A 13,612-nucleotide genomic window follows, 5' to 3' on the forward strand; every position below is an offset into this window, starting at 1 on the left:
CGCCGCCGCGTGCGGGAGCAAGCGTCCCGGCGGGCCGGTGCACGCCGACGGGAGGCGGACGGGCCGCGGCCGCTTGGCGTCCCTGACGCCGCGTCCGGCGTGGCGGCGCGGATGCGACGTCAGGGTCCTGCCAGGCCTGGGCCCGATGCCGGCGGCCTAGGAGAGCAGGCCGTCGTAGTCGGGGAGCTTGAAGGCCCGCTCGGCGTGGCCGCCCGTCAGGTCGGTGGTGTTGTTGCCCACGTTGGCGATGACCGTGTAGCCCTCCAGCTCGACCTCGGCGCGTTGGGCGGTCTTGAACTCCTGCACCGGCTGGAAGAGGTCGCCGAAGTCGCGGCCGTGCAGGCCGTCGACCGGGTAGCCGGCGCGCCGGAGCGAGCAGCGGGTCAGCGAGTCGATGAAGTCCGGGCGGGCGGTGATGAAGATGACCGCGACGCCGCGCGAGTGCGCGTAGGTGGCCAGGTCGAGGGAGGGGCCGACCGCGGGCTGGCTGAAGGGGTGGAAGTGCGTCTGGAGCGTCGTGTTGTCGATGTCGAACACGATGGCCGGGCGGACGGCGGCGTCGGCACCGGAGGTGCGCTGCTCGACGTAGCCGCGGGCCCCGGTGAGGGACGTCCGGACGTCGGCCAGCCACTGGCTCTCCGTCACGGTGGCGCGGGCGGCGGCCTGCGCGACGGCCGGGGCCGACTGGACGGGGGCGGCGGTCGCGGGGGAGGCCAGGCCCGCGACGAACACGCCGGCCAGGGCCACGGGGAGCACTGCTCTGCCGGCCTTGCTGATTCCTGTCATCGGGAGCCCTTCTGTCGTGGTGTCGGGAGCCCGCGCGCATGTTCGACGACGCGGACATGGCGAATGTGACACACCGTGGGGGAGGACAACAGGACCGTGTTGCTTACCAGCAGGTAACAATCTTCTGTGCAGCCGGCGTGTGAACACCGGGCGAGGCTCCGCACGGGTCCGGGTCCGGGCGGCGCGGCGCCCGGACGCGTGCGGTGGTCAGCCCACCAGCCTTAGCCGGGTGGCCGCCACGCCCACGCGGACGGTCTGACCCCAACTGAGCTCCAGCGCGTCGCTCTCGATGCCGTCGCCGAAGGCGACCAGGTGGTCGGATTCGACGGTGAGGACCAACTGCTGCTCGGCGTCGAGCAGTCCGTGGACCCGGCTGGTGCCGGTGGCGGGCGAGGGCCAGGCCTCCCGGACGAACCAGGCGAGCGCGGGCGCGGTCGAACCCGGCAGGGGGAGCGGGCTGCCGCGCTCCAGCCAGGCGGAGCGGCACCAGCCGGTGGCCCCGGTCCCGGTGCCGACCAGCACGCCGGAGGAGGCCTGCGCCTCGCCCGCCCCGCCGCCGGTGTCCGTCCCGTCGGGCCCGCCGCCCGGCCCTTCGACCGCGCCGCCCGCCACCGAGAGCCGGTACCGCGCCGTCTGGTGCCCGGGCTGGCCGACGTACACCTCGTTGAGCGCCAGCAGCCGTTGGGTGTCGTCCGCCACCGCCTCGACCATGGTCCGCTCCTCCAGGTGCCGGTCGGCGCCGTGGTGCGCGGCGGCCGGCAGCAGGAGGGGCAGCGCGTCGGCCCGGTGGCGGACCAGCACGCCGGGGTTGCGGCCCGGGTCGGCGTCCACGCCGATCACCGGCTGGCCGTCGAGGTACTTGGCGACGTTCGCGACCAGGCCGTCCTGGCCGACCACGACCACCACGTCGCCCGGCTCGAAGAGGAACCGCGGCAGGTCCGCGCGCTCGACCCTGGTGCGCCGCCAGTCCAGCGGGACGGCGGCCGCGGCCCGGGCCAGCGCCTCGGCCCGGTGCCGGTGGCGCTGCTCGACCTCCGCGAGGGAGCGCCCGCGCGAGGAGAGGAAGAAGGCGGCCTGCCCCGGGGTTCCGTGGTGGGCGATCAGCTCCTCGTACTCGGTGCGGCGGTGGACGAGGACCGCGCGCGGTGCGAGGCTCACCGCTCGCCCCCGCCGGCGAGCTTGGCGAGCAGGCCGGTGACGACGTCGGGGGAGAGGGTGACGCTGTCGATCCGGGGGAGGTGCTCGGCCAGCCGCATCAGCGCGAGCGCCCGCAGCACGGCCGGATCGGCCTGCTGGTGGGCGGTCAGCCAGGCGCCCTCGGCGGCGGCCCTGGCGTCGCCGAGGGCGCGTGCGGCGTCGGCCTCGGCGGCGGCGAGCCGGGTACGGCGCTCCGCCTCGGCCTCGGTGCGGACCCGGTCGGCGACCGCCTCGTCCTCGGCCTGGAGCCGGGCGTTGGCACCCCGCTGGGTGATCAACTGCTTCTCCCGGCGGGCCAGTTCGATCTGGTTGGCGAGCTCGTTCTCGGCGATTCCGCGCTCGTGCTCGACGGCCACCGCCCGCCGCTCGAAGGTGGCCCGGTCGGCCTCCTGCTGGACCAGCTCGCGGGCGGGGGTGCGCAGCGCCCGCTCCACCTCGGGTTCGGGGCGCAGCGCTACCACCCGGACGGCGATCACGGCGAGCCCGGTCTCGGTGATCCGCGGTTCGGCGGCCAGCCCGGCGGCCATCCGGTCGCGGACGGTGCTGACGCCGTCGGCCAGGGCGGCGGCGAGCGGGGTGCGGGCGAGCAGGCCCAGTGCGTGCTGCTGGGCGGTCTCGGTGAGCAGGGTGGCGATCTGGTCGAGCGGGGCGGCGCGCCAGGCGCCGGTGTCGGGGTCGATCCCGAAGTCGACGCGGACCGCTGCGGTCGCGGGCTCGGTGATCCGATAGGTCAGCGTGGCCTGGACGGTGACGTCCTGGAAGTCGGACGTCCGGGCGTGGAAGAGCATCGCGAGTTCGCGGTCGTCCACCGGCACCTCGGAGAGGGCGGCGCTGAGCGGGCGGAACCAGAACGCCAGGCCGGTGCCGTCGTGGGCGACCTTGCCGCGGTTCAGGTGGCGGATGTGGGCGGTGGGGGCGGCGCGCAGGTGGCGCAGTCCGAAGCGGCGGGTGATGTCGGCCATGGAGGCACCTCTTTTCGTCACTCAGACGATATTGGGCGCCCGCCGCTATCGTCAAGGTGACGAAAAGCGCTGGTCGGAGCAGCCGCCCCGGTCCCCGGCCGGGTGCACCCGCGCGGGCGGGCGCCGCCGTGGGAGGATCGGCGGGTGCTGAGGATGCGAACGAACACGCGGCGGAAGCGGAGCCCCGGGCCGGCGCGCCCTTCGGTGGCCCGGGTCGCGGCCGCCCTGGCCGCAGCCGCCGCCCTCGGAACCCTCGCCGTCGCCCCGCCCGCCCTTGCGGCCGACGGTGCCGGCCAGGCGTTCACCATCACCGACCCACGGATCACCGAGTCCAGCGGGCTCGCGGCCAGCCTCGCCCACCCCGGCGTGTACTGGACGCACAACGACAGCGACGACGGCCCGTACGTGTACGCCGTCGACTCCCGGGGGCGGACCGTCGCCACCGTCACCCTGCGCGGCATCGAGCCGCGGGACGTCGAGGCGATCTCGGTCGGGCCCGGCGGGCGCATCTACGTCGGGGACATCGGCGACAACCTCGGCGGCAAGTGGTCCGAGGTCTGGATCTACTCCTTCGCCGAGCCGACCGAGCTGCGCGACCAGTCGGTGGACGTGATCCGCTACCGGGTGCGCTACGAGGACGGGCCGCGCGACGCCGAGGCGCTGATGGTCCACCCGGTCACCGGCCGGGCCTACATCGCCAGCAAGAAGCAGGGCGGGGGTGCCCTCTACCAGGGCCCGGAGAAGCTCGCGCCGACCGGCATCAACACCTTCCGCCGGATCGCCGACGCGCCCTGGGTCACCGACGGCGCGTTCTCGCCGGACGGCACCCGGCTCGTGCTGCGCGGCTACTTCTTCGCCACCCTCTACCGCTGGAAGGACGGCGCGCCGGCCGAGCTCGGTGCGCTCTCCGCGCCCTGGCAGAGGCAGGGGGAGTCGGTCACCTTCACGGCCGACGGCCGGGCGGTGCTCTACGGGAGCGAGGGCAAGGACAGTCCGGTCTGGCGGGCGCCGCTGGACGACGACGAACTCCCCGACACCGTGAAGCCGTTGCCCGGGTCCTCGCCGTCGGCCGCGGCCGGCGCGGGTGCGCCACCGGTCGGCTCGTCGGCCGACCCGACCTCCGGCGCCTCCGCCGGGGCGGCCGCAGCCGCCTCCTCGGACGGGCCGTCGGACCGGGCGCTCGGCGTGGTGTTCGTCCTCGCCGCCGTCGCCGCCGTCCTGGGCCTGCGCAAGCGGCGGAAGGGGTCCTGACCGGCGCCGGCGTGAGGCCGGAACCCGTTCCGGCGCGGCCCTGTCAAGCGGTCGCGGCCGAACGGCCGTGGGCGAACGGTCCGTTCGTCGCGGGGGTGCGCCGCCGACCGGGTTCCCGGCTGGTCCCGCCGAGGTGAATCTGTCGCCGATTCGTGACAAAGGTTGGCCAACACCCGCCCCACGCGGGGTTTTCGTGGACGTAGTGTTCCGGCTATGTCACGGAAGAGTCGCCGCACCTCCACCCCCGACCCGGGCGACACCTGGGTCACCCGCCCCCGCCGCCGCGAGACGCCGCTCGGCCTGCTGGGCCACGGAGTGAAGTTCCTCGGCTACAGCACGCTCGCCGGCGTACTGCTCGCGGGGGTGGCCCTGCCGGCCGCGGGGGCGCTCGGGCTGACCGCCAAGAGCACCGCCGACAGCTTCGACGGCATCCCGGACGACTTCAAGACCCCGCCGCTGAACCAGGCCTCGCAGATCTACGACGCCAACGGCGGCCTGATAGCCAAGGTCTACGAGCGCGACCGCACGGTGATACCCGCCGACCAGATGTCGCCGCTGATCCGCACGGCGCAGGTGGACATCGAGGACGCCCGCTTCTACGAGCACGGCGCCGTCGACCTCAAGGGCGTGCTGCGCGCGATCACCAAGAACGCCGAGAGCGGCGCCACCGTCCAGGGCGCCTCGACGCTGACGCAGCAGTACGTGAAGAACGTCAACGTGGAGAAGGCCGGCGACGACCAGGCGGCCGTCCTGGAGGCCCAGCGCAAGACCCTCGGCCGCAAGATCCAGGAGCTCAAGTACGCCATCAAGCTGGAGGAGGACCTGACCAAGGAGCAGATCCTCACCAACTACCTGAACATCACGTTCTACGGTCACCAGGCGTACGGCATCCAGGCAGCCGCCCAGCGCTACTTCAGCAAGGACGCCAAGGACCTCACGCTCCCCGAGGCCGCCATGCTCGCCGGCCTGGTGCAGAACCCGTCCCAGTACGACCCGAAGCTCCACCCGGTGGCCGCCCAGAAGCGCCGCGACACCGTCATCGACAAGATGGTCGAGAACAAGCACGTCACCGCCGCCCAGGCGCAGGAGGCCAAGGCCGCGCCGCTGGGCCTGAGGTACAAGGAGCCGCAGAACGGCTGCATCACCGCCAACGCGGGCATGGGCTTCTTCTGCGACTACGTGCGCCACGTGGTGAAGCAGGACCCGGTCTTCGGCAAGACCGCCGCCGAGCGGAAGAAGCTCTGGGCGGAGGGCGGTCTGAACATCTACACCACGCTCGACCCGGCGAAGCAGGCCGCCGCCCAGAACGCCGTGACCAAGCGGGTCAACGTCACCGACCCGGTCTCCGCGGCCATGACGATGGTCGAGCCGGGCACCGGCAAGATCCTGGCGATGGCCCAGACCCGCCCCTACGGCCTGGACCCGAACAGGAACCAGACCGTCGTCAACTACAACGTCGACGCGGCGATGGGCGGTGGCAACGGCTTCCAGCCGGGCTCCAACTTCAAGCCGATCGTGGCCGCCGCGGCACTGGAGGCCGGCCTCCCGCCGACCCAGCAGTACTCCGCGCCGAACCGGATGGACTGGCCGACGATGGCCACCTGCTCGGGCAACTGGAAGAACCTGAAGAAGGGCACCAAGGAGGGCAGCGTCCCCAACGAGTCCGCCAGCGAGGTCGGCCCCTACGACCTGAAGAAGGCGATGGCCCTCTCGGTCAACACCTACTTCGTGCAGATGGAGCAGGAGATCGGCCTCTGCGCGGTCAAGCAGATGGCCAACAAGCTGGGCATCGCCACCACGGCCAGCGGCGAGCCGCTCAAGGAACTGCCCGCGATGGGCCTCGGCACCCAGGAGGTCAGCCCGCTGGTGATGGCGAACGTCTACGCCACCTTCGCCGCCCGGGGCACCTACTGCGCGCCGGTCGCGATCAGCAAGATCTCCACCGTGGACGGCCGCGACGTGCCGGTCACCCCGGTCAAGTGCAACCAGGCGATCGCCCAGACCACCGCCGACGTGATCAACACCGTGCTGCTCGGCGTCACCGAGAAGGGCACCGCTCGCGACCTCGACCTCGACGACGGCCGGCAGATCGCCGGGAAGACCGGTACCGCGGACGAGAAGAAGGCCGCCTGGTTCAGCGGCTACACCGCCAACCTGGCCGCCTCGGTCTGGCTCGGCGGCCCCGCCAAGGGCGTCCCGATGAAGAACATCAGGATCGGCGGCAGGTACTACGACGAGGTCTTCGGCGCCACCGGGCCGGGCCCGATCTGGCGCCTGGGCATGAACCAGGCGGTCAGGGGCATGCCGGAGGAGACCTTCCCGACCGTCTACATCCCGGACCCGCCCAAGCGCGAGCCCACCCCCAGCCCCGGTGCGAGCGGCAGCCCCGGGTGGCCGACCGTCGGTCCCGGCTCCAACCGCCCGGAGACCGCGCCGGGCTGGCCCGGCGGCGGACGCACGCCCAATCCCCGGCCCGGCAACCCCCGCACCACCCCGACCACCGGTGGCGGCCAGGACGGCGAGGGCTGAAGCCCGTTCCCCGCCCGCGCCGGCCTCGCGCCGGCGCGTGCCCGCCGACAGCCGTGCCCGCCGACAGCCGTGCCCGCCGACAGCCGTGCCCCGGTCCGTCCGACGGTCCGGGGCACGGCTGGTTCCGTTGCCGGAAAGGTCAGTCGACGCCCTTGGCGGCCCAGAAGTCCTGGCGGGCCAGGACCGAGGTGTCGGACTGGTCGGTGAAGAAGCCGTCCACCCCCAGCTCGAACAGGTAGCGGGCCCAGCCGATCGCGTCGCCGTAGGAGTTCGGGTCGGTGCCGCGCCGGTAGTCCACCGGCAGGAAGGCGTTCTCGTTGCGGACGGTGTACGGGTGCAGCAGCAGCCTGGCCGCGTGGGCGTCGCGCACCAGCGTGGTGGGCGGCTGGAGCCTGCCGTCGGCGTCCACCGGGGCGATCAGCTGGGTGGTCGGGCCGATGCCGTGCGCGAAGGACGCGATCCAGCGCAGCCCGTCCGGCTCCACCAGGTCGGCCACTGTTCGCGGGTCCCCGGCGAGCACGAAGTCGTACGGCCGGCTGGTCGCGCCGCTCAGCAGCTGGATCCGCGGGTTGTCGACCAGCCTGGCCAGCCGCTGCAGGCTGCTCGGCTCGAACGACTGCAGGATCGCCCGTCCGTTCCGCCCGGCCAGGCCGGTGCGGCGCAGCTCGTCGGCGAGCCGCTCCTCCAGTGGCAGGCCGATCGAGCGGAAGTAGCTCGGGTGCTTGGTCTCCGGGTAGAGCCACACCTCGCGGCCGAGCTCGCGCCCGCGCTTGCGTGCGAAGTCCGCGAGCTCGCGGAAGGTGAGGATCTGCCAGCGGCCGTCGTAGAGGGTGTTGCGCTGGCGCTGCTGAGGCAGGCGCTCCTTGGCGCGCAGCGTCTTCAGCTCGGAGAGGGTGAAGTCCTCGGTGAACCAGCCGGTGAGCGGCTGGCCGTCGATGGTCTTGGTGGTCCTGCGGCCCTCGAACTCGCGGTGGTCGGCGACGTCCGTGGTCTCCGCGATGTTGTTCTCGTGCCGGATCACCAGGTGGCCGTCCCTGGTCGGCACCAGGTCCGGCTCGATGACGTCCGCGCCCAGTTCCAGCGCCAGCTCGTACGAGCCGAGGGTCTCCTCCGGGCGGTAGCCGGGGGCGCCGCGGTGGCCGATGACCAGCGGGTGCGGCAGCCGGTCCAGCCCCGTGCCGGTGCGCACCGGCGGACGGGTCCCGGTCGGGCGGGCGGCGGCACCGCGCCCGTCCTCGCCGGCCGGGCGTCCGGCGTCCGGCTGCTCCTCGCCGCCCGCGGCGAACGCGTCCCCGGCGCCGGCCGCGAGCGCGGCCGCCCCCAGGCCGGCGACGCCGGACGCCCGCAGGAACCAGCGGCGAGAGGACTCGGCGCCCGGCGCGGAATCCGCCGGGCTGTTGCCGTCGAGCGGACGGTACGTCATGGATGCTCCTAGGGCCTGTTTCAAGTTCAGATCTTCGGTTTCGCCGTTTCCGGACGCTCGGCGGTTGCGTCCTGGTAGAAGTTCGGCGTGACGCGTGGTGATCTGACTGATGCCGAGTGGGAGTTGGTGGAGCCGTTTCTGCCGTTGGGCGAGCGCGGCCCGATCCCGGACCTGCGCAGGCACTTCAACGCGGTGATGTGGCGGTTTCGGACCGGGAGTCCGTGGCGTGACATCCCTGAACGCTACGGCTCCTGGTCGACCGTCTATGGCCGGTTCCAGCTCTGGGCGCTGTCGGGCACCTTCCAGACGCTGATGGACGGGATGATCGCCGAGGCCGCCGCTCGGGGGCAGGTCGATCTCAGCCTGGTCAGCGTGGACTCCACAGTCGCCCGCGCACACCACCACGCGGCCGGTATGGTCGTCGACTCCGCGCTCCTGGAGGAGCTGGAGAAGGCCGTCGCGGAGGAAAAGGGGCTTCGCGAAAGGGGCAAAATGCCTCGTTAGCGGAGGCGGCACCCCCTGTCGACGACCCGGCACGTGAGGAACGCCGCCGTGTCCGCCGGCGCCGTAGAGCCCGGCTACGGGCGGCCGAACTGGGCCGCTCGCGCGGTGGGCTGACCACCAAGACCCACCTCGCGGCCGAGCGCCGCTGCCGGCCACTGTCGTTCGTCCTCACGCCCGGACAGTCTGCTGACAGCCCGCGCTTCATCGAGGTGGTCGAGCGAATCAAGGTCCGCGTCCCGGTCGGCCGACCCCGCACCCGACCCGACGCGATAGCCGGCGACAAGGCCTACTCCTCCCGCGCCAACCGCAACTACCTGCGCCGCCGCCGGATCAGGGCGGTCATCCCGGAGAAGGCCGACCAGGCCGCCAATCGTAAGAAGCGGGGTTCACGCGGCGGTCGCCCCGTTGCCCACGATCAGGAGCTCTACAAGGAGCGCAGCACCGTCGAACGCTGCATCAACAAGATCAAGGAGTGGCGGGGCCTGGCCACGCGCTATGACAAGACCCCCGCCAGCTACCTCGCCGGACTCCACCTGCGCGGTGCCGTCATCTGGCTCCGCAGCCTCAAACCCGAATGATCCGAACTTGGAACAGGCCCTAGCTGGCACAGTTGGCGTGGAGGTGCGGGGTCTTCGCCCGCAGACTAGGAGCCGTGACGCCCGGCCGGGTGGCCGTCCGGCGAACTGCGGGAGAAGATCCGCCACCCGTCCACCCGCCGGCGGGCGCCCGGACGTAGCCGGGCAGCCGCCCGGCCGAGCTCTGCCTCAGACCCGAATCCGCAGGTAGTGGCCGACGGTCCGTCAGTTGATCTCTGTGCTGGCCGTTGGCCCGGGTTCAGGGTTTCCGGGTAGGCCGACGGTCCGGCTGTCGTGCCGGGTGGACGGCTTTCCAGGGCGGGGATGGGTGGTTCGGGCCGGTAGGGGCGGTAGGTCAGGTGGCCGTCAGGTGCCGGTGGGCTCGAATCCGGGCCAGCGTGTTGGCGATCAGCTCGCGGGCTTCGGCGGTGAAGTGGAGTTCGTGGCGGCGGGCGGTCGTGGTCCAGCGGGCGGCGCGGCGGATCAGCAGCCGTCGCACGGTGGCGATGCGGCGGCGGGCCCGGCCGATCGGGGCGAGCGTCTGCAGCCAGGCGGTGAGGTTGTAGGCCAGCAGCGCGCCCCACATCCACATGCTGTTGACGGCGTGGGAGCCGGACGGCAGGTGGTTGAGTCCGGCTCCGTGCGCGGTGTCGCGGAACAGTTCCTCGATCCTGGTGCGGCGGCGGAACTCCCACTCCGCCACCGCGACCTCCTCGTCCAGGTCCAACGGCTCGTTGGTGGCGATGAACGAGTAGGCGTATGCCTGTTCCTCCAGGCCTTCCAGGACCAGGGCGAGCTGGTCCTTGCCGACGGTGCGCGAGCGGCGCGAGCGCGGGTCGGCGGACAGTTCGGCGGCGTCGTAGCGCACCCGTCGCGCGATCACCCGGGTGCCTTCGGGCCAGCCGGGTGGCGCGTAGTCCAACAGTGCGACCTGCGCGGCCGGGTAGTCCAGGGCGTCGATCCAGTCGTCGACGTGCACGGCGGCCACCGCCCGCCACAGCGGTCGGCTTCGCGGTACGGCAAGCCTGAACAGCGCCCGGCGGGCGACGATCTTCTCGGCGACCCTCCCCGCGTAGTAGCCCGTATCGCCCTGGATCAGGATCTGCCCGGTGGCTCCGGCCGTGCGCACGGCGTCCACGGCCCGGTCGATCTGGGCAGGGGCGACGGTGCGGCCGTCCGAGCGGCCGTCGAGGAGATCGGCGGCCAGGACGGTGCCGGCCTGGGCCCAGTGCGCGGCGTGCACCCGCCCCGAGACCTCGCCCTTGTAGGAGCGGACGACCCGTTCCTTGCGGGTGGAGAACACCTCGACGTCCTTGGCGTCCAGGTCGATAGTGACCGACCCGGACAGGATCGGGGCCCGATCCCTGGCCGGCAGCGCGGCGAGCGCGCGGGCGGTGACCTTGGCGCACGCGGTCTCGATGCCCTCGCGCTGCACCTGGCCGAAGCGTGCCGCCAAGGTGGCGGCGGTGGTCGCGGCCGGGAGTGGCGCGGGCAGCAGCCCCTCGCCCACCACGTCCGCGCGCAGCCGGTCGAAGCCGACCAGGTGGTCCTCGCCGGTCAGCTGAACCACCGCCGTTGCCAGCGCAAACTCCCCACCCGACAGGCCCCGATCACGTACCTTGACCGGCCCGATCCCGGCATCAAGAGCGGCCGTGACCCCCAGCACCCGGTCCAGCTCGGCCACCAGCACCAGGCCGCCGTTCTCGGTCAGCGACCCGTCCACCCCACCCACCCGAGCGTCCAACCTGGTCCAGCGCCCGCCGGAGGTGCGGGAGGCGGTACGACGACGCGATATCTTCTTCACCAGACAGGTGTCCTTGCAGGTTGAGTGGTTAGGCGTAGAGAACCTCGATCATCTCAAACCAGCACGGGCACCTGTCGCCGTATCAGCCCGACGTACGCCGCACTACCTGCGGATTCGGGTCAGAGTTCGGCCAGCAGCTTCCGCCCCTCGGGCCAGTCGCCGAGCGCGGAGTCCGAGTTGATGTGCCCGAGCGCGCCCACCTCGACGTACCGGGCACCCCAGGCCTCGGCGAAGCCCCGCCCGCGCTCCGGGCTCACCCACGGGTCGTCGGTGCTGTTGACCACGATCGCCGGGAACGGGAGCGGCTCCCGCGCCACAGGGCGGAAGCCGAACAGCGGTGGGACGTCGGCGGTGTCGATGTCGGCGGGCGCGACCAGCAGCGCGCCCCGGACGGGCGCCGTCCGCACCGCCGGTGCGGTGGCCGCCCAGCGGGCCACCGTGGCACAGCCGAGGCTGTGGGCCACGAGCACGACCGCCCCGTCGGCCGCCGCACCGTCCACCGCCGCGTCCAGAGCGGCCACCCAGGCCTCCGGCTCGGGGTGGTCCCAGTCTTCCTGCGCCACCCGCCGGAACGCCACCGGGTCCGCGGCCTCCCAGCGGCTCTGCCAGTGCGCCGGCCCCGAGCTCTGGTAGCCGGGCAGGACGAGGTACGTGGTGCGGTCCGGCATCGGTTGCGGACTCCCTCCCGTGCGGTGCGGTCGCGGGTCCCGAAGTCTAGGGGCGTCGCGACCGGTTGCCGGCACAGGGGTGCGCGGTCCGGTGGGCTGTTCGGATTGTCGTGGACTCGCCGTGCGCGCCGCGCCCGCCCGCGATCCGTCGTGCTGGCCACACTGGGCAGGCGAGACCGGCCTGCCGGTCGGCGCGTGCTGGCCGGCCCGAACCCGGTCCGGCCAGCGACCCGGATCGGTAGAAACCCGGATCGGAAGAACCATGATCTCAGTTGCACCGGCCGCGGCCTCCGCGGTCCTCTTCAAAGGCGGGCCGACCTTCGTCGACCTGCTCCTCGACGCCAGCGAGCTCCGACTCGTCGTCACCGGGCCGGGCATGCTCTTCGAGCGCCTGGACCTGGTGACCGACCTCACCCCTTTCGAGGGGCGCACCGCCCAGCGCCTGAGCCAGCTGGCCGACGCGCTGGAGGGCACCGTCCACTGCGGCCTGATCGGCATCGAGGAGGCCCCGGTGAAGGTGGTCAGCCACCGTGCCGGCGCCGCGCTGCAGATCGGACTCGGGCCGGCCTCGATGTATCAGAGCGAGCTGCTCCTGCGGACCCGCACCGGCGAGACGCTGCGCGCTCTCCTGTACCGCCTGCTGTCCGACGACCCGGGCCGCACGTTCGTCGCTGGCCTGTACCCAGTTCCGGCCACCGGCCACATGGAACACCATGACGACCACGACCACGGCAGCGGTCACCACGACCACGGAGGTTCCGGCCATGGACATCCGTAAGAGCGCGATCCGCCTCACCACCCAGGAACGGGACCACTTCCTGGAGGCGCTGATCCGGTTGAGGCAGCGCCAGGCACCCGGGGCGCCGGCCGGGGTGAGCGTCTACGACCAGTTCGTGGCGCTGCACGGCGCAGTGATGGCGGTGACCGTCCCCGGGTTGCCGCCCGGCGAGCGCGTCAACTTCGGGCACTGGAACATCGGCTTCTGCGCGTGGCACCGCAAGTACCTGCGCGAGTTTCGAGCTGGCCCTGCAGGCAGAGGTGCCCGGTGTCACCCTTCCCTACTGGGACTGGGCCGACCACGTCGGTGCGACCGGCAAGCTGTTCCACAAGGACTTCCTGGGCTCGCTGCGCACCGGCGCGCCCGCGCCGGTGACCGACAGCGTGCTGCGGAGGTCGGTGCCGCCGGCCGAGCGGCCGGCGTGGTGGCCCGCCAACGCTCCCGGGTTCCCGATCCATCCGCTGCTGGAGGACTCCTTCGGTACGTCGCTGGCCCGGGGCAGTGTGCAGGTGAGCTGGCCGCCGCCCCCGGCGTTGATGACCCAGTTGGAACAGCTGGTGGTGGACCAGGAGGGGGTGCACCCCTTCTGGTTCTTCTGGGTGGTCCTGGAACAGGGCATCCCGGCCGTCCTCCCCACCCACAACACGGGCCACAACTTCATCGGTGGCCACATGTCGTCGCAGGCGTTCTCCCCGAACGACCCGGTGTTCTGGCTGCACCACGCCAACGTCGACCGGATCTGGGCGACCTGGCAGGCCGGTCGGTTGGCCGCGGTGGTCGGCTCCAAGCCGTCGGACCACTACCCCCCGCCCGACCAGTTGTCGCCGTTCGACCTGAAGCCGGCACCGCCCGGCCACCGGCTGGGCGACGCGATGTGGCCGTGGGTGGGCGGCGCGGCCGGGTACGACGTGATGAGCCTCGGCCCCCAGGTCAAGGCGATCCTGCCGGACTTCTCCGCGCAGGCCGCGGTGACGGTCGACGACATGCTGGAGGTCGACGCGGTCGGCTACCGCTACGAGCCCCCGGGCGGCCCGTGACGTGACGGGCCGCCGCGTGTGAAGCGGCGGTTCGAGGGTTCGTCCCCGCGCGGCCACACCTGCCGTGGCCGCGCGGGGGACCGGCCTCGCACCCTGGC

The 13,612-nt window shown here is 72.7% G+C and carries 10 protein-coding genes and 1 pseudogene; 5 read left to right on the forward strand and 6 right to left on the reverse strand.

Features of this window, described 5'->3' with window-relative positions:
• Positions 1 to 156: 156 nt before the first annotated feature.
• The 3 genes from ACF9IK_RS33475 to ACF9IK_RS33485 form a co-directional block, all read right to left on the reverse strand.
• A complete protein-coding gene (locus ACF9IK_RS33475; protein WP_395297820.1) occupies positions 157 to 786 on the reverse strand; it encodes an HAD family acid phosphatase in 630 nt (209 codons plus the stop codon).
• 207 nt (positions 787 to 993) lie between these two features.
• Entirely contained in the window at positions 994 to 1,944 is a 951-nt protein-coding gene (locus tag ACF9IK_RS33480; protein ID WP_395297821.1) for a hypothetical protein, read from the reverse strand.
• Positions 1,941 to 2,945 carry an SPFH domain-containing protein gene (locus ACF9IK_RS33485; protein ID WP_395297822.1) on the reverse strand — a complete coding sequence of 335 codons (1,005 nt, stop codon included), beginning with the start codon at positions 2,943 to 2,945 and terminating at the stop codon, positions 1,941 to 1,943. Before ACF9IK_RS33485 ends, ACF9IK_RS33480 begins: the two co-directional genes overlap by 4 nt.
• 153 nt (positions 2,946 to 3,098) lie before the next feature.
• Here ACF9IK_RS33485 and ACF9IK_RS33490 point away from each other — a divergent pair, with 153 nt between their 5' ends.
• Both ACF9IK_RS33490 and ACF9IK_RS33495 read left to right on the forward strand, forming a co-directional pair.
• Positions 3,099 to 4,196 (forward strand): hypothetical protein, encoded by a 1,098-nt coding sequence (locus ACF9IK_RS33490; protein WP_395297823.1) that lies wholly within the window; start codon positions 3,099 to 3,101, stop codon positions 4,194 to 4,196.
• A 213-nt stretch (positions 4,197 to 4,409) separates the two neighbouring features.
• Positions 4,410 to 6,725, forward strand: coding sequence for a transglycosylase domain-containing protein (locus tag ACF9IK_RS33495; protein WP_395297824.1), 2,316 nt, complete (start codon positions 4,410 to 4,412; stop codon positions 6,723 to 6,725).
• A 139-nt stretch (positions 6,726 to 6,864) separates the two neighbouring features.
• Here the strand turns inward: ACF9IK_RS33495 and ACF9IK_RS33500 are convergent, their stop codons facing one another.
• The gene (locus tag ACF9IK_RS33500) at positions 6,865 to 8,148 is read right to left on the reverse strand and encodes a glycerophosphodiester phosphodiesterase (protein WP_395297825.1); all 1,284 of its coding nucleotides are present in this window, start codon (positions 8,146 to 8,148) and stop codon (positions 6,865 to 6,867) included.
• 87 nt (positions 8,149 to 8,235) lie between these two features.
• Here ACF9IK_RS33500 and ACF9IK_RS33505 point away from each other — a divergent pair.
• Positions 8,236 to 9,230 (forward strand): annotated as a pseudogene (locus ACF9IK_RS33505) (IS5 family transposase).
• A 352-nt stretch (positions 9,231 to 9,582) separates the two neighbouring features.
• On the opposite strand, the gene ACF9IK_RS33510 reads toward ACF9IK_RS33505, so the two are convergent.
• Both ACF9IK_RS33510 and ACF9IK_RS33515 read right to left on the reverse strand, forming a co-directional pair.
• Positions 9,583 to 11,031 carry an IS1380 family transposase gene (locus tag ACF9IK_RS33510; protein WP_395292754.1) on the reverse strand — a complete coding sequence of 483 codons (1,449 nt, stop codon included), beginning with the start codon at positions 11,029 to 11,031 and terminating at the stop codon, positions 9,583 to 9,585.
• A gap of 119 nt (positions 11,032 to 11,150) precedes the next feature.
• Positions 11,151 to 11,699 (reverse strand): RBBP9/YdeN family alpha/beta hydrolase, encoded by a 549-nt coding sequence (locus ACF9IK_RS33515; protein ID WP_395297826.1) that lies wholly within the window; start codon positions 11,697 to 11,699, stop codon positions 11,151 to 11,153.
• A gap of 262 nt (positions 11,700 to 11,961) precedes the next feature.
• Between ACF9IK_RS33515 and ACF9IK_RS33520 the strand changes: the two genes are divergently transcribed.
• On the forward strand, positions 11,962 to 12,477 hold the full coding sequence (locus ACF9IK_RS33520) for a hypothetical protein (RefSeq protein WP_395297827.1): 516 nt from the start codon (positions 11,962 to 11,964) through the stop codon (positions 12,475 to 12,477).
• 242 nt (positions 12,478 to 12,719) lie between these two features.
• Positions 12,720 to 13,514 carry a tyrosinase family protein gene (locus tag ACF9IK_RS33525; RefSeq protein WP_395298755.1) on the forward strand — a complete coding sequence of 265 codons (795 nt, stop codon included), beginning with the start codon at positions 12,720 to 12,722 and terminating at the stop codon, positions 13,512 to 13,514.
• The last annotated feature ends 98 nt before the right edge of the window (positions 13,515 to 13,612 follow it).

It is taken from the genome of Kitasatospora hibisci, from assembly GCF_043950205.1.
In the GTDB taxonomy this organism is placed as follows: Bacteria; Actinomycetota; Actinomycetes; order Streptomycetales; family Streptomycetaceae; genus Kitasatospora; species Kitasatospora hibisci.